Source organism: Clostridium sp. L2-50 (assembly GCF_000154245.1).
Classification (GTDB): Bacteria; Bacillota; Clostridia; order Lachnospirales; family Lachnospiraceae; genus Coprococcus.
Genome location: NZ_DS480317.1, coordinates 40,437 through 58,184, shown reverse-complemented (window position 1 = coordinate 58,184; position 17,748 = coordinate 40,437). Strand labels below are relative to the sequence as shown.

The 17,748-nt window shown below is 41.1% G+C and carries 15 protein-coding genes; 4 read left to right on the top strand and 11 right to left on the bottom strand.

Features of this window, described 5'->3' with window-relative positions:
* The first annotated feature begins 263 nt into the window (after positions 1-263).
* On the top strand, positions 264-1,043 hold the full coding sequence (murI, locus tag CLOL250_RS04935; RefSeq protein WP_008401084.1) for a glutamate racemase: 780 nt from the start codon (positions 264-266) through the stop codon (positions 1,041-1,043).
* Between the two features lie 282 nt (positions 1,044-1,325).
* Here the strand turns inward: murI and CLOL250_RS04930 are convergent, their stop codons facing one another.
* The 11 genes from CLOL250_RS04930 to CLOL250_RS04880 form a co-directional block, all read right to left on the bottom strand.
* Positions 1,326-2,492, bottom strand: a complete 1,167-nt coding sequence (locus CLOL250_RS04930) for a DUF3810 domain-containing protein (protein WP_274922240.1) — start codon at positions 2,490-2,492, stop codon at positions 1,326-1,328.
* Positions 2,493-2,750: 258 nt separating this feature from the next.
* Positions 2,751-2,972: a phosphopantetheine-binding protein gene (locus CLOL250_RS04925; protein WP_008401081.1), complete on the bottom strand. Its 222-nt coding sequence runs from the start codon at positions 2,970-2,972 to the stop codon at positions 2,751-2,753.
* A 4-nt stretch (positions 2,973-2,976) separates the two neighbouring features.
* A complete protein-coding gene (locus CLOL250_RS04920; protein ID WP_008401079.1) occupies positions 2,977-4,452 on the bottom strand; it encodes a class I adenylate-forming enzyme family protein in 1,476 nt (491 codons plus the stop codon).
* Between the two features lie 7 nt (positions 4,453-4,459).
* Positions 4,460-5,545 carry a hypothetical protein gene (locus CLOL250_RS04915; RefSeq protein WP_008401078.1) on the bottom strand — a complete coding sequence of 362 codons (1,086 nt, stop codon included), beginning with the start codon at positions 5,543-5,545 and terminating at the stop codon, positions 4,460-4,462.
* Positions 5,546-5,556: 11 nt separating this feature from the next.
* Complete coding sequence (locus CLOL250_RS04910; protein WP_243143721.1) at positions 5,557-7,098, bottom strand: MBOAT family O-acyltransferase; 1,542 nt, start codon at positions 7,096-7,098, stop codon at positions 5,557-5,559.
* 102 nt (positions 7,099-7,200) lie between these two features.
* Positions 7,201-8,622, bottom strand: coding sequence for an SLC13 family permease (locus CLOL250_RS04905; protein ID WP_008401075.1), 1,422 nt, complete (start codon positions 8,620-8,622; stop codon positions 7,201-7,203).
* Positions 8,623-8,748: 126 nt separating this feature from the next.
* Positions 8,749-10,137, bottom strand: coding sequence for a sensor histidine kinase (locus tag CLOL250_RS04900; RefSeq protein WP_008401074.1), 1,389 nt, complete (start codon positions 10,135-10,137; stop codon positions 8,749-8,751).
* Positions 10,131-10,799 carry a response regulator transcription factor gene (locus CLOL250_RS04895; protein ID WP_008401073.1) on the bottom strand — a complete coding sequence of 223 codons (669 nt, stop codon included), beginning with the start codon at positions 10,797-10,799 and terminating at the stop codon, positions 10,131-10,133. The genes CLOL250_RS04900 and CLOL250_RS04895 overlap by 7 nt, the downstream gene beginning before the upstream one ends.
* Positions 10,800-10,947: 148 nt before the next feature.
* Positions 10,948-13,524 (bottom strand): ATP-dependent chaperone ClpB, encoded by a 2,577-nt coding sequence (gene clpB, locus CLOL250_RS04890; protein WP_044945146.1) that lies wholly within the window; start codon positions 13,522-13,524, stop codon positions 10,948-10,950.
* 144 nt (positions 13,525-13,668) lie between these two features.
* Complete coding sequence (locus tag CLOL250_RS04885; protein WP_342413210.1) at positions 13,669-14,739, bottom strand: HAMP domain-containing sensor histidine kinase; 1,071 nt, start codon at positions 14,737-14,739, stop codon at positions 13,669-13,671.
* Positions 14,740-14,813: 74 nt separating this feature from the next.
* Positions 14,814-15,494: a response regulator transcription factor gene (locus tag CLOL250_RS04880; protein WP_008401070.1), complete on the bottom strand. Its 681-nt coding sequence runs from the start codon at positions 15,492-15,494 to the stop codon at positions 14,814-14,816.
* A 99-nt stretch (positions 15,495-15,593) separates the two neighbouring features.
* Here CLOL250_RS04880 and CLOL250_RS13660 point away from each other — a divergent pair, with 99 nt between their 5' ends.
* From CLOL250_RS13660 to CLOL250_RS04865, 3 genes are read left to right on the top strand one after another with little or no spacing between them, the layout of a single operon-like run.
* On the top strand, positions 15,594-15,737 hold the full coding sequence (locus tag CLOL250_RS13660; protein WP_044945191.1) for a CD1871A family CXXC motif-containing protein: 144 nt from the start codon (positions 15,594-15,596) through the stop codon (positions 15,735-15,737).
* A gap of 34 nt (positions 15,738-15,771) precedes the next feature.
* Positions 15,772-16,644, top strand: coding sequence for a 4Fe-4S binding protein (locus tag CLOL250_RS04870; RefSeq protein ID WP_008401068.1), 873 nt, complete (start codon positions 15,772-15,774; stop codon positions 16,642-16,644).
* Between the two features lie 33 nt (positions 16,645-16,677).
* Entirely contained in the window at positions 16,678-17,577 is a 900-nt protein-coding gene (locus CLOL250_RS04865; protein ID WP_008401067.1) for a TlpA disulfide reductase family protein, read from the top strand.
* Positions 17,578-17,748 lie beyond the last annotated feature (171 nt).

The window sequence follows — 17,748 nt, the reverse complement described above, 5'->3', positions numbered from 1 at the left end:
GACTGTCTGCCGACTGTTTTGAATTATATGGTCCGACCGTTTACTGTCTTTTTATTTATTTTATATCTCTTTTCACTCCCCGATTATATATGGCAACTGCAGAATACGCAACTTTTTTTCCGGTTTCTTCCGATTCTGAAGATTTTCACCTTATTCTTTTGCCTTATTAAAATGTTTTATATCGTTTTTTACTTATAGGTTGTCTTTTCTTTTCATATAGTAGTATAATTTTCAAATGCAGGTATTTTTAGGAGGTTTTATAAATGAACGATAACTCCCGTCCAATCGGTATATTTGATTCCGGCATTGGCGGTATCAGTGTCTTAAAAGAGATCGTTGCACTGATGCCGGAGGAAAATTATATATATTATGGTGATTCTGCACATGCTCCATATGGGACACGACAGGTCGCCGATATTCAGAATCTAAGTCGGAGTTGTGTAGAATTCCTGCTTGAACATGATGCAAAAGCGATCGTGATCGCTTGCAACACCGCAACCAGTGCTGCTGCCGCCATGCTTCGTGCCGACTATCCCGATATCCCAGTAATCGGCATTGAACCGGCATTAAAACCAGCCGTTCTCTGGAAGGAACATGACCGGATTGCGGTTATGGCTACCCCTATGACATTAAAACAGGATAAGTTTCTGTCACTGATGCATACATACGAAGACCGATCCGTAATCTACCGTGTACCATGTCCAAAGCTGGTTGGCTTTGTGGAAAACGGAGATCTGGACAGTCCGAAGCTTCATGATTATCTGCAAGAGGTTCTCTCGCCTTATCTGGAAAAGGGAATTGATGCGATCGTGCTTGGCTGTACACACTATCCGTTTGTGGAAAAAATGATCCGAACCGTTGTCGGTCCGGACATCAAGATTTTTGTCGGGAGCCACGGAACTGCCGTAGAACTGCGTCGCCGCCTGATCGCAGCAGGCTTAAAATCAGATTCTACCGGAGATGGAACAGTCGAGATCTATAACAGCTGTACGACTGACGGGGACGCGCATGTTGCCCTTTGCAGGAAGCTGCTGGCATTATAATGTATCGTACGGAAGAAGCTGGAGGCTATCATCCATTTCGCAAATCACTTTCGTTCTATTTCGCAAAAAGATTAACAGGTATCCGGTTTTATATACCCTTTATTTCACAGAACGCTCGCGCTCTATTTTTCACGTAACGGTACTAACCTCACTGCCTTTAGCAGTTCGCTAAGGACCGACGTGAAAAAAGGTCTGTTACATAAAGGTATATAAAACCGGATACCTGTTAATCTTTTTCTATGATCCTGTTAGAGATTGCTGAATTTTTATGAGCATACACATTTAATACAACTCTTCATCGTAGTATCGTAATAACAGTCCGGTCACGCGGTCATAGGCTGCGAAACCGTCTGAGACACCGTTCAGGTTCAGACTTGTTTCAGTGAAGGTATTGGATGCCTGATTGACGGTATCCGTCGATAGAATGGCCTTATCCTCCACCTTTTCCCATGTCTCCGGGAGTAGAAAGATATCATCTGACAGCACCTGTTCGGATATCCTCTCATTTGCCAGATATAGCTCCGCGTCCTCCCCGATAGCCTCATAATAGGCATTATCTACATAAGATAATACACTCAGATACCCGGAATAAATAAAGAATGGATCTTCGCTGCCGATGCAGGCAAGATAAGATATAAAGTTTGCCTCATCCTCATAGATATACCCATGCAGATGCGCCAGCTCATGGCAATAGGTTGCCGGATAATTTGTGATATACATATTTGCATTACAGTTTGCTTCCATCGAAAATGGGAAATAATATCCCGCCATATAGCTCTGGCTCATCAGCCCGGAGAACATCATATGCTTGACATTCGGATAGTACCCGGATAACCGTGGATACCGGCCGGACAGTTTCCGAAGTGCATTTCGTGCCTGTTCCTGCATATCTCCGTCATATGTTATGTGTCCGTTTTCATCCCGCTCTACTTTTGTACTGTATTCGTTACACTGCTTTACGATATAATTGCGAAGCTCCTGCAATTCTTCTACCTTATACTGCCGTTCCTCTGTTTCCCCGTTTACAGAAATCGCTGAACAGTGATAGTAGATCGTACAGTTTCCGGTCATAATAAGACAGACCACAACCGTTATATATGCAACAACAAGGTCATAGATCCTGCAAAATCTCCGATATTTCTTATGTTTTCTTAAAAAGATCAACAGAATATTCAAAATCAGGAATGCAAGGATCAGCAGAATCGCCGTAACGATCATAACCTCTCCGAGCGAAAAGGAAAACAGATTGCCAAATCTTGCAAATATTGCAACGATAACCGGATTCACATATTCGGCATACCAGTCACACCAGTTTCCCCATCCCGCCTTTTCACTGATCCACGGAGCAGCCCACGCTGCTGCATTTATCACTATGACCGGAAGCACTCCTGTAAGAAGAAGGATTCTGTGAATATGCCTTTTTTTCTTGTTCTTTTCTACCTTATTCATAATCTTATTCTTTCTGCCAGATAATGTATTTTCTGATATGCGTCCTGTCGGCTTCTCATACATAGAGGCAAATAGCATCTGTAATTTACCTGTTCAGTATAACATCCTGCTTTACTTTTTACGACGCACTTCACAGATTTATAACAAAAACTCCCTCAAAGTTTGACATCTTCTCTGCCTGCTGGCAGACCTGTCATTCTTTGAGGGCATTCTATTTCCTGTTATACTTTTTACTATCAGCACATATTTACGATAAAATTATTTCAGATCTTCTACCAGCTCATACAAGGCTTCTGCAGAATTGAAATTATCAGATGTGATCTCATCACTTGGGATGATAACATCGTATTTGTCTGCAATCTCCGCAATGATCGTTATAATATCCAGAGATTCCAGTATCCCATCATCTACCAATGCATCTTCATTTTCAAAGTCAACATTTGGCTTGATCTTTTTTAACATTGCAATAAAATCATTCATAATCTTATTCTCCTTTGTTCTTTGATTCTGCTATCTTTTTTATTTCTTTTCGAAGAAGCGAGCCCTTAAATGTCTTCGGTACTTCTTCAATATAAAATATCTTCTGTGGTAGCTTATAGCTTTCTACCTGTTGCTGCATATAGATCAAGAATGCAGCTTCGTCAAAACCATTCTCTTGTACAATCAGCATAACCGGTAATTCTCCGGTAATCGGATCATGAACGGAACTGTAGGCACAATCTGCCACACCCGGATACCGGATCGCAACAGCTTCTACCTCTGCCGGCGAGATCTTGCTTCCGCCATAGTTGATAACATCATCTGCCCGTCCAACCAGAATAATACTGCCATCTTCATCCATATAGCCAAGATCATTTGTCATAACATAACCATCCACTACCGTTTTCGCAGTAAGCTCCGGATCATTGTAATAGCCCTCCATAACAATCGTACCACCCCAACCCAGTAAAGCAGGCTGTTTCTCGGATCCATTCTCTATAACATTTCCTTCTCCATCTATAAACCGCACCAGAGAATTGACGGTCGGATATCCGATACAACCATTCTTATTCTGTCGGCTAAATTCCAGAATACATGAACAGCCGGCTTCTGATGATCCATAAAAATTATAGAGTCTTGTATTCGGAAGATACCGGAGTAGTTTTTCCTTATCTGTTTCCGGAAGTGGTGCTGACCCCACCTGTATATAATCAATCTGATCCGCATATTCGGAGATCCTGTCACCTGACAGGTGAAAGATCATTCCGAGCGTTGCCGGAGAAATCGCCATAGATGTTGCATGATACTGCTCGAGCATCTTCCAGAGATTGCCGATCAGCGCCATGCCATTCATCAGACAAACGGTTCCTCCATTAATCATATCCGACTGATACCGTCTTATGCCAAAGGAATGATTAAGCGGCATCGGTATGATCTCCACATTTCCCGGTTTCATCTGTGTTCCTTCCATGACATTTCCGGCGATAGCAACGTCATTCTTATGATACATGACAACACCTTTTGAGTTCCCAGTCGTACCAGTCGTGAATAACAACATTGACCATGTATCTGAATTCGGAAGTGGATATTCCAGTTCTTCTGCACTTTTCATCTGCTCCACCAGCTTCTTTGTGGATAACCAGCACATTCCCTCTGACTCTCTATTTGAGATCAGCCATTCTGCATCCACCTTATCCCGAATCTCCTGTATACGCTCCGGTGAAGTGGATCGCTCTACAGGAATCACAAGTGCCTGTATATATTGCAAAGCCGAAAACAAAACCATATAATTAATATCCTGAGTACATCGCAAAATAACATGTGCGTCCTTTTTTATACCATTTCGAACCAGCACATTTGCCATCTTTCTGATCGCTGTCCAATACTCCGAATATGTCAGATATTTTTTTAACTCACAGACAGCCGGTGTATCCGGCTGTGTCTCCGAATATTTTTTTATATAATGAAGCACTGTTTCCATTTCTGTATTATTTCTCCTTTGCAATATTATCTTCCCATTTCTGCATAAGTGTAGTTCTCTCTTCGTGCCATAGTTCACAGGCATGCTGCCATTCAGATCTTTGTTCCTTATCTAAATCAGCGCTCAGTCCATATTGTTGTTTCATATATTTCGCCAAATATGATGTTACCTTCTGTGAGCCTGCAACATTGGTATGTTTGCCATTATACAAATCTGTAGAGTAGTCTATCCCTATATCATCCACATAAAGATTCATATCCAAATAATCATATCCCTGTTTCTTACAGTATTCACCGATCTGCTTTTGTTCAACGATCTGATCTTTGCGTGGTTTATATGGGGTAAATATTAAAAGCACCTTTTTATCCAGCTCTTTTGCCTTGTCCTCAATTGCATCTATATAAGTTTTAGATTTCTCCGATAATATCGTATCATCATCTGACTCATATACCAGTTTTTTCTTTGCTTTTACATCTGCTCTTACATTTACATATTTGTCTGAAACCGGTTCATTTTTTAATCGCTCGATCAAATAGTCTCTGTCGTATTCCATTAAATTATTATGATACTTTAATACCGAGAACATCATTTCCATCTTACTTATCAAATCTTCATCATATAAATCATTGATCATTTTTAAACGTGTAATTGACGGATTCATTCCGGATGTTACAACCTCAAATCGATATTTCTGTTCTTCCGGACTAATCGCATCATACTGATCTCTCGCTACTATATTTCTAAGCTCTACCACGATCAAATCTGCATCCTGACTTTTGACTGCTTCCTCCATAATATATGGTATCTGACAGATATCCTGACTGGCACTTCCTATAACCGTGGACGTAAACCCCTGTTCTTCATATGCCTGCGGAGCTATCCAATAACGATACAAGGCACTTGAACCAATCATGATCACATCAATAGTATTTTTATCTTCCGCATAATATGTTGCCCACATATCTGTATCATTATCATCCGGTCTTGCAAACTGACCAGTCTTAGAAACCAAATATACTAATATAACGAAAAATATTATAACAGATATTATTTTCTTTATAATCTGAAATCCTTTTGTGTTTATTAATTTCATTTTAGCTCCTTTTAGAATTGCTCATATATAAATACAATCTGGCTGCCGGTTCCATATACTCCAAATATCAGCACGCATAAAATACCGGCAATAAGAACCGTCCATCGCAGCCAAAGATTCTGACGCAGCAGCCAGTCTCTGATATCTTCCTTTATTCCTATTTGCTCCCGAATCTCCTGTGCAATTGATACACATAACAAAATCAGTACACCGATAAAGATTACTCCCCACTCCCGCTGAGATATAGAAAAATCATTTACCAGATCATAAATTTTTCTGTAATCTACTATACAGGATGTAATCATTTGAAAACTCGCACGGATTCCCTTTCCCATAAAAATGATACGTCCGATCACACATAATAAAAATGTCCGAAGCATCCGGAATATATTCCAGCTTATACAGTTTGTCCGTATATTCAGTTTCTCTGTTAATTTAGCGACCGGCTGCTCAAATAATGTCGATAAGCAGATCAGGATTCCGTGAAACAATCCCCAGCCGATATAATTCCACTTTGCCCCATGCCAGAGTCCGGTCAGGATCCATACGCACAGGATCGGTACACAAGAGGCAAATCCGGTTCCTATGGTATTTCCCAGATATTTCCGCACCTTGGTATTCCATTTCAACAGGATCTTTGAAGTCGATACCGGATAGAATACATATTCTCTGAAGAACGCTCCGAGTGAAATATGCCATCTTCTCCAGAACTCCGGCAACGTCTGGGAAAAATATGGCCGCCTGAAATTTTCTCCAAGCGTAATGCCAAAGCACTCCGATGCGCCACGTACGATATCCATGCATCCGGAGAAATCACAGTAAATCTGGATGGAGTACATAACCGCCGCCAGAAAGAAGATCATACCTTCATACTGATCAGAATGTTTAAATACTTCTGTCACAAATGGACTGATACGGTCTGCCATCACCATTTTCTTAAGTGCTCCCCACAGAATCAACCATGTACCTTTTATCACCGTATCATAATCAAACTTATGCTTTTCCCATAGTTGATGCGCAACCAGTTCATATCGCGCAATCGGTCCCTGCGTAATATGTGGAAAATATAATACATACGACAGATATTTCAGAAAATTCTTCTGTGCATGGATCCTTCCGTTATAGACATCAACCAGATAAGAGATCATCATAAAGGAATAAAAAGAAACTCCAAGCGGTGCAGGGAAATGCCAGTCCGGAATCCGCTGTATCGCTTCGTATGGAAGAAAACGTTTGATGTTCTCGATGGCAAATCCTGTCACCTTGAATACAATAAGCGCACCTATTACGATCAGCAATGCTAGCACCAGATATTTCTTTCGTTTCTTTTTCTGTGCTGTTTTTATCTTTCTTGCAGTTCTCTTATCTGCATCCAGAAGCAGCCGGTCCTGTTCCTCCAGATTTTTCTCCATCAACATTGTCAACGGATATACCAGAAATGCGGTTCCAACTACGATCAGGAGATCATCAATCCCACTATAAGCATAGAAAACCACACTTGCGGCAAGGAGCACCCACCACTGGATTTTCTTTGGTACTATATAATATATCAAAACTGTAACTGCTAAGAATACTATAAATATGTATGATACGACAGACATGCCTTCTCTCCATTTCTTTCTCTTTGTTTCACGCCCGTTTCTGTATGGCTTTTTTTACACCGTACTGAATGTGCTCCAGTATTTTAACAGCAATGTGCAAATGATCGACATTACAAGAATAATGATAAGGGAAATCTTCCAGCCTTCCCGGAACATATACTTTGGTTCCAGTCCATATCCCACCGGAATCGCACGAATCGACGTTGGCAGCATATAAGACAGGTTCACACCAATGGATGCTACGTATATATACGGAATCGGATTCAGCCCACATCCCTGTGTGATTGAGATCACAAGTGGAATCGCAACCGCTGCCGTAGCTGTATTTGAGGTCACATCCGACAACAGTAGTGTTGCAGTCAGAATGATCAGGATCGTTACAAAACCACCCTTCATATCAAGGGAAGAAATCACTTCTCCAAGTGCTTTTGCAACACCTGTTGCATTGATCAGGCTTCCAAGTGCCAGACCTCCGGCAAATATATACATCAGATCCCAGACGATCTTTCCCTGCACCTGTTTCCAGACCATGATCCGTTTTCCCTCTTTATTTGTAAAAAGAAAGGCGATGATCGCACAGATGATAAATACATATGCAGGCTTTAATCCCGGCAATATATCCTGATAAAGCTGTCTGGTAAATGCCAGACCTGTTGCCACTACAAACAGCACAAGTGCGGATTTTTCTTCAAAGCTCATCTTTGGAAGCTTCCGGTACTGTTCCGCAAAATATTCACTGGAACCACCTAACAGATCTGTCTTCTTTACATCACGAAGAATAAATACTACATTGATCAGCATTAAAATCAGCATAACCGGAAGGAACCGGATAACCCAGGAGGAATACATATATTCTTTTCCGGTCAACTGCTGGATATATTCCACCGTTACCAGATTCATAGCCCCACCAAGTGGAGATGCCAGACCACCAAGTCCTGTCGCATAAGCGATCGTCAGCAGGATCTTCGATGCCGTCTTGCTGTTTTTCACGTCATCCATTCCAATATATTTCAGCATAGAAACTGCGATCGGCGTGATCGTTGCGCATACTACTGCATTCGGAAGCACCGCAGATAATACCATTGACAACGCAAACCAGAACACAAGCTGCATTCTAAGACTGTTTCCGATCAGACGCAGAAACGTGATCGCAATTCGTTTGTCCAGTCCTGTATTTTCCCATAATACTGTTATGATCGAAGCTCCAAGCAGCAGCAGAATCGTTTCGTCCGCATAATTCGATATTATGACCTTCATCTCCGCCATAGGAACTACTGCATTGATCGCAATCGGCAAAAACGCCGTTACTGCATAATCTACCGGACCTGTTACCCACCAGTATGCCATCCAGAATACCGTTCCAACTGCTGCCCGTTCTGCAAATGTCGGCAGAACTGAATGCGGTAAAAGAAAGCATGCCAACAGGAATAGAACCGGTCCAAGTAACAAATGAATCAATCGTTTATAATTTCTCATATAATCCTCCAAGCAAGTCCTACTCGATATATTGTTCTTTCTACATAAAAAAAAGAACCCTAATATCGGATTATAAAAATCCAATATTAAAGCTCTATTAAAAATTCGACATTCTTCTATTTATTTTTAAGGTTTTGGAATAAAAAATGTGAAAATACTTCCTTTATTCTTTGTACTTTCAACATAAATCCCTCCCCCATATAACTCAGCAATCTTCATTGCCTGTGAAAGTCCCAGACCAAAGCCTTCCGCATTACGATCTTTTTTTTCTCGATAAAAGCTTTCAAATATTTTGGATATATTTTCTTTCTCTATTCCACAGCCTTCATCCTGAATACGAATATACGACTTTCCGTCTTTCTCTCCACAGGACACATAGATTTTAGCTCCTTCATTGCTATACTTTACAGCATTTGAAAGCAAGTTATTTATAACAATATAGATAAGATTCATATTTGCCTGTATGATAGTCGGCTGAAGGGAATATTCAAATGTAATGTGTTTCGTATCAATATATGCTATATCATCACATGCAGATTCAATTACATCCCGAACATCAATATCTTCTATACTGAATGTTGTCCCCTTTCTATCTATTGCAGTCATCTGAAGCAATTGATCAACCAGATTCTTCATACGGTTTGTCTGTCGCTCAAATACCTCTATACTTTTTATTGCTTCTTTATCCTGCTTCTTTTCTGCCACCTCTCTCGACACCTGGCATTGTGCATGCATAACAGCAATAGGCGTACGAAGTTCATGGGATACATTCGCATTAAATTCTTCCTGACGTTCCAACTCCTGCTGCACTCTCTGGTACAAATGATTATTTGCATCTGTTAACATCTGAAGTTCTTTAAAACATCCTTTATATTCCAGACTATCCGTAAAATCCAGATTCTCCCCGCTCTTTTTTATCGATTCATTCAACTGTCTCATTGGTACAGCGATCAGATATCTTAATAAAAGGGCAAATAAAATAAAAAATGCGCCAACAACTCCTATCACCAAATATGACTGATGCCACAGTTCGCGATAATTGTCTTTCACCGCCTGTTCCGATATCATAGCACATACCAGATAAAAACTGTCATCCTCCGTTCCATTCTTCATTTTTCCACGTCTGGTTGCTACGTAATAACGCTCTCCCTGAAAGGTTACTTTTGTAAGACTCTGTAATCCGATATCAAGCCCGGTTCTGAAATCATCCGGCATTCTGCCATCAAGAAAACTTCCGTCTCTTGACTGTAAAAACACATATACATTTTCGTTATAAGTATCTTTCTCTTCCAGATCGTAAAAATCGCTTTTTATATACGGATTCTCACTCTCATCAAATCCTATATTTTTTTTTGCACGTTTCACTTCCTGCGCCAGTTCTGTATAAGCCAGATATTTAGTATCCTCTGTGATCAGATTCTTCTGCATCAATAAAAGACATATCGTTCCTGCTGCAATGATAAGTCCACAAACAATAACAGTAAAATTAATAAATGAGATTTTCCTTTTTAACATTCCAGTCTATAACCTACTCCCCGGATCGTATGTATCAGTTTTTCCTCAAATGGATCATCGATTTTTCTGCGAAGATATCGAATATATACATCAACTACATTTGAATTGATATCATCATCAATGCTCCATATATTTGCACGAATCTGTTCTCTTGTGACAACAATGTTCTTGTTTCGCACCAGATATTCCAGGATTGCATATTCCCGGACTGTAAGATCGACAGTCACACCATCCCGGACAACCCGGTGATTATTTGTATCAATCTGTAATGACCCATAATTCAAAATGCTGTCATTACTTATATGTACAGTACGAAGCATTACCCTTAACCTTGCGAGCAATTCCGAAAACTCAAACGGTTTTGTCATATAGTCACTGGCTCCTGCATCCAGTCCCCTGACAATATCCTGCGTTTCGGACTTTGCAGTCAAAAAAAGCACCGGAACCTGTATTCCTTCTGCCCGGATTGTTTTTAAAACCGACATACCATCTTTCTTCGGAATCATAATATCCATTATAACTCCATCGTAACTTGCTGTCTCCAGATAATCAAGTGCTGCCTGTCCGTCAAAACAGGCATCTACATTGTAGCCTTCTTTTGTCAGTTTATTACATATTATATGATTCAGATCCAATTCATCTTCAACAACCAAAATGCGCATGGACACAACCTCCCTATCCTAATATACAATGGCATACCATCATTAAAATAAGATTAAAGGGACTGACACCGAAAAATATTTTCAATGCCAATCCCTTTTATCATGCTTATTTTAGTTGTTACCAGGCATTTACTACCTGTTTATATTACTACTTCTCATTTCTCGCTGTCAATTTCTGACCGTCATAGTCAATGATGATCGCTGACTGGGTGGACACTTCACCTGCAAGGATCATACGGGCAACCAGCGTCTCGACATTCTTCTGAATAAAACGCTTCAATGGTCTTGCACCATAGACCGGATCATAGCCCTGATCGATGATCGCACTCTTGGCCTCATCTGTAAGCTTGATCGTAATCTCCTGTCCGGCCAGACGTTTGTTCAGATCCTTGACCATAAGATCAACGATACTGCCGATGTTCTCTTTGCTTAATGACTTAAAGATGATCGTCTCATCGATACGGTTCAGGAACTCCGGACGGAAGTGCTGTTTCAGTTTATTCATAACTGTCTCCCGTATCTCATCAGTAATCTCGCCACCGCCTTCTGCGATATCCACACCACCGATATTCGATGTCATAATGATGATCGTATTCTTAAAGTCTACCGTTCTACCCTGTGAGTCCGTGATACGTCCATCATCCAATACCTGTAATAATACATTGAATACATCCGGATGTGCCTTCTCAACTTCATCGAATAAGACAACCGAATATGGTTTCCTACGAACTGCCTCGGTAAGCTGTCCGCCTTCATCGTAGCCTACATATCCAGGAGGCGCTCCGATCAGTCTGGATACACTGTATTTCTCCATATATTCACTCATATCGATACGAACCATGTTCTGTTCATTATCAAATAAAGCTTCTGCCAGTGTCTTTGCAAGCTCTGTCTTACCTACACCGGTTGGTCCAAGGAACAGGAATGAGCCGATTGGCTTGCTTGGATCCTTGATTCCTGCTTTGGAACGGATGATCGCATCGCTGACATATTCAACAGCTTCATCCTGACCGACAACCCTCTTATGAAGTTCATCTGCAAGATTCAGTGTCTTACTCTTTTCACTCGCCGTCAGTTTGGCTACCGGAATACCGGTCCACTTGGATACAATCTCCGAAATTTCTTCTTCTGATACGACCTCATGTACCAGCTTTCGTTCTTTCTCCGATGCGGACTGCTCTGCCAGTTCCAGCTCTTTCTGAGCTGCCGGAAGTTTGCCATACTGCAATTCGGCTGCTTTGTTCAGATCGTAATTTCTCTGGGCAACCTGAATATCATTCTTGATCTTCTCGATCTCCTCTTTCAGGTTACGGATCTTCTCAACGCCTGCCTTTTCATTCTCCCATTTGGCTTTCAGATTATTTGCTTTATCCTTTAACTCTGCAAGCTCTAACTGTATATCCGCCAGTCTCTGCTTGCTCAGGTGGTCTTCCTCTTTCTTCAGTGCGGCTTCCTCGATCTCAAGCTGCATGATTTTTCTTGTGATCTCATCGACTTCGGCCGGCATGGAATCCAACTCCGTCTTGATCATCGCACAGGCTTCATCGACAAGGTCGATCGCTTTATCCGGAAGGAAACGATCTGTAATGTACCGATTGGAAAGTACCGCTGCACTTACCAATGCACCATCCGAGATCTTAACTCCATGGAACACCTCATATCTTTCCTTGATACCACGAAGAATGGAGATCGTATCTTCTACCGTCGGCTCATCGATCTGTACCGGTTGGAAACGACGTTCCAGAGCGGCATCCTTTTCAATGTACTGTCTGTATTCGTCAAGTGTCGTTGCACCGATACAATGCAGTTCGCCACGGGCAAGCATAGGCTTTAACATATTGCCTGCATCCATTGCGCCATCTGTCTTACCGGCTCCAACAATCGTATGCAGCTCATCAATAAAGAGGATTATCTCACCTTCTGATTTCTTTACTTCATCCAGAACTGTCTTCAGACGTTCCTCAAATTCACCACGATACTTGGCACCGGCAACCAGCGCACCCATATCCAGTGCGAATATCTTCTTATTCTTCAAGCCTTCCGGCACATCACCTCTGACAATACGCTGTGCCAGGCCTTCTGCAACCGCTGTCTTACCTACACCAGGTTCACCGATCAGAACCGGGTTATTCTTGGTCTTACGGGAAAGGATCCGGATCACGTTTCGTATCTCAGCATCTCGTCCGATAACCGGATCGATCTTCTGCTCTCTTGCCCGTTCCACCAGATCGTATCCGAACTTCTCCATTGCTTCATAGGAATCTTCCGGATTCTCACTGTCTACCTTTTTATTTCCTCTGATATCTGCCAGAGCCTTTAAAAATGTGTTCCGATCGATCGCCCATGTTTTAAGCAATGGCTTCACATCGGAATCGGCTTTTTCGATCAGTCCAAGGAACAGATGCTCAACCGATACAAAGCTGTCTCCCATCTGCTTTGCTTCCTTTTCAGCCTGAATGAGCGCCTTTGAAAAATTATTTCCGGCATACAGATTTCCGCCACTTACTTTTGGCAGTGATGCAAGCTTATCTTCCACCCTATTTACCGCTGCTGTTACATCTATATCGAGTTTTTCAAAAATCTTCGAAATAAGGCTTTCGTCTATCTCAAGCAATCCTGCAAGTAAATGAATCTGTGCAAGCTCCTGATTATCATATTCCAGGGCTTTATCTTTCGCTTTTTCTATTACTTCAAGCGACTTTCTTGTATATTTGTCCATATCCATAATCATTTACCTCCTGACATATAAAAACTACTGTAATTCAAGATACACTTTCATTACAGTAGTTAACATAACACTTTTTGTTAGCACTGTCAAGAGGTGAGTGCTAATTATTTTTTTATTTTTTCACACACATTTCAGGAATGATCACTGGGTAAAACTCACATCAAAAATCGTACCTCCGGATGGATTAGACCGGACTGTAATTGTCCCATCATGCGCACTTACGATTTCATGAACAAGTGCAAGTCCAAGTCCGACACCACCAAGTTCCCGGCTTCTGGATTTATCCACACGAAAGAACGGTTCAAACACACGCTGCCTGAGTTCCTCCGGGATTCCATTTCCGGTATCCTCTATTGACAGGTAAATATGTTTTTCCTTTTGATATGCGGTCACTGTAACCCGTCCCCCAGAATGATTATATTTTATAGCATTCTCAACAAGATTGTATACCATCCTGTAAATAAGGATATCACTTCCGATCATCCTTATATCCGTGCATTTTCCAATAAGTTTTATATTTTTTTCCTGTGCAAGCGGTTCCAGATCCGCCAATACTTCATCAACAAGAGCATTGACCATTATTACATCGTCTCTCCCCACAGTTTGAAGCTCGCTCATATCCAGAAGGGTTTTTACCATTTTACCGAGTCTGTCATTCTGTTCCGTAACCATCTTTATCGTTTGCTCGGTATCTGCATCATTGCCCGGATGCGGATTGGAATTATATGAATCAAGCTGTATCTGCATTAAAGATAATGGGGTTCGAAGCTCATGTGCCGCATTTGCGGTAAATTGTCTCTGTATATCAAATGCATCCGAGAGACGTTCAAGCATCTTGTTATACGAAACACTCAGTTGGTTCAGTTCTTTAACATTGTTTTCTTCTATTCGTGAATCTGCCAGATTTTGTGCCTGTACCTCTTCAATCTTATCAGAAAACTTACCAATCGGCTTTAGGGCATGTCCACTAATAAAATACGTAGCTACACCACCCAGAAGCGCCAGCAAGGCTGAAATTATCAGGCTGTTTTTTTTGTAGTCTGCCTTGTTATTGTACACCTGAACGGAAAAATCATTTGCAAAATCATCCCAGTTATCCTCCGGAATGCTGATATATATTTCATCCGAAGAGCTTCCGTTATCATCTCCCCTGGCATCAACAGTCTCTTGCAGAGAATCAATATAGTACACACCGTTTTTATAAATAAGCATAGTCAGACATCCACATATAAGCGCAATATATAATGTAATTATACATGTAAGCCTCCACTGTAGCGACATTTTTTTCATCTGTCGGCCTCCTCCCGTATTTTATACCCTTCTCCCACCTTGTTCAAAATCGGATCATATCCGAGCACTGCCTTAAGCTTTCTTCTAAGCGAAGACATATGTACTCTGATTGCTCCACTAAAGCTGTCCACGGATGCATCCCAGACATGCTCCATCAATTCTTCCTGACTTACCGGTCTTCCCAGATTGAGAAGCAGATATTCTAAAATACCATTTTCTTTTCTTGTAAGGGAAACCTTTTTCCCTTTTGCATATGCCTCACGTTTTATCGTATCAAAGCTTATCCCGCCGCTTTCCAGACATACATCCTTCTGCACAAATTTTCTTCTTGTCAGACTTCTGATACGTGCTTCAAGTTCCTTTATATGAAATGGTTTTTCCATATAATCATTTGCACCTGCATCCAGTCCCTCAACCTTATCCGCAATCTGTCCTCTTGCAGATAATATAATAACCTTTGTCTCCTCATTTTCCCGTCTGAGTTCTCTTAAGATTTCCATTCCATCCATACCGGGCAGATTCAGATCCAAAACGATCAGATCATAATCCTCCGTAAGGATACATTCAAGAGCTTCTTCCCCATCATAACAGGTATCCACTTCATACCCAACACCATACAGGCTTTTCGCAACCATATCACATATTTGTTTCTCATCTTCAACTATTAATAATCTCAAAAATCTTTCACCTGTTTCTTAACAAAAATTTTACATCAGCTATTGTATAATACCCAGGTCAGTTGGTCAACAAACACAACAAATGAAAGGAACTACAATATCTTGAAATGCAGAAAAATATCTCAGATCATTTTGCTCATCACAGGAATAGCCATGATCAGCTATGGCGCTGTCAGAGGTGAAGCAGCCACCGTGCTCGGAAAAGCAGTAAAATTATGTCTGGAGTGTGTCGGAATTGGATAAAATTAAGAGATCATTATCAAAAAAAACAGCCAGAATGCGCGGGTGGATACAGGCAGCCGCCACCCTGCTTACCAATATTCATATTTCCAATTTATTTAAAGGTAAAATCTATCAGGGCAAAGCGAAAACAATATGCGTGCCGGGATTAAACTGTTATTCCTGTCCTGCTGCTACCGGAGCCTGTCCTATCGGGGCATTCCAAGCGGTTGTCGGCTCATTCAAATTTAAGTTTTCGTACTACATAACTGGTTTTTTCATTTTACTCGGTGTGATCCTCGGAAGATTTATATGTGGTTTTTTGTGCCCATTTGGATGGTTTCAGGATCTGCTTCATAAAATACCGGGGAAAAAATTTTCCACAGCCAGACTGAAACCGTTAAGATACCTGAAATATATCATCCTGATCGTTTTCGTTATACTTCTGCCGATGCTTGTAACGAACTCCATAGGAATGGGTGATCCGTTCTTCTGTAAGTATATTTGCCCACAGGGTGTTTTAGAGGGAGCTATACCACTTTCACTTGGAAATACCGCTATACGGTCTGCTCTCGGAAAGCTTTTTTCTTTTAAGTGCCTTATTTTAATTACGGTTATTATACTGAGTATTTTGTTCTACAGACCTTTCTGCAAATGGATTTGTCCTCTTGGAGCAATCTATTCATTATTTAACAAGGTCAGCCTTATGAATATCAAGGTTGAAAGCAGCAAATGTGTCGGATGTAACCAATGTTCAAAGGTATGCAAAATGGACGTCGATGTCTGTAAGACTCCGAATCATCCTGAATGCATACGATGCGGAGCCTGTATAAAGGCCTGTCCAAAAGACGCAATCCACTACCAGTTTATGGGAAAGCCATGTTCCCCAAAGGACATCTGCAATCATCCAAAATCAACAAGTAACAATTAGCCACACTACTATTATTTAAAGGAGCAATTATTTATGAAAACAAAAAGAACATTACTATCTATTATCACTCTCTGTGCAGCATTATCTCTCACAGCATGTAACGGATCAGGAGCTTCCACCACTGAAAATTCACAAAAAGTCCGGACAGAATCCACCACTGAAGCTGTGGACAATTCCAACACAAAGCTGGATGATCTATATCAGCAGGAGAACCAGATCTTTGCAGATCATGCAGATGTATGGAACAAGGCATTCGGCATGATGAATAAAAGCAACGCTGATCCGAGCGGCAATTATGCAGATTATCTGGCCGGCACCGTAGAATCAAACAAGGAAGCCTTTACGGATGATGAACTGAAAACGCTTACCGATGATATTGAAACTATCAGACAGATTGAAGAACAGATATCCGAAATCGAAAATAAAAATACAGGATCAGAAAGCACTGACCAGAAAGACAGTTCCGAAGAAACCTCCCCTTTCAAGAGTTTCTCCGGTAAGGATTTTGATGGTAATTCTGTTGATGAAAGCCTGTTTTCCAATAATGCGGTAACCGTCGTTAATTTCTGGTTTACCGGCTGCAAGCCTTGTGTCGCCGAATTGTCCAAGCTTAATGAATTAAACGATGCCATCAAATCGATGGGAGGCGAAGTAGTAGGTATCAACACAGAGACCTTTGACGGAAACGAAGATGCTATCAAAGAAGCTGCAGCCATTCTTGACAGTCAGGGTGCCAAATACCGCAATATTTCCATTGACTCTGATTCAAACGCAGGTAAATATGCCTCCGACATCATGGCATTTCCTACAACCATACTTGTCGACAGAAATGGTAATATTGTCGGAGATCCTATGCTCGGCGGTATAGATGACCAGAATAACTATGACACTCTTATGAAACAGATTCAAACAGTAATCGATGCTGACAAATAGAATGAATAATCAGATTCAGGGGCAGGATAAAAAGCAAACTTTTTATCCTGCCCCTGATTGCATTCTTAATCATGCTCCTTTACAATCAATTGACCATACAATAAATATATCCGGGAATATACCTGCTGCTGCAATTAACTCTGCCTTGTCTAACAAAACAACCATTTCACT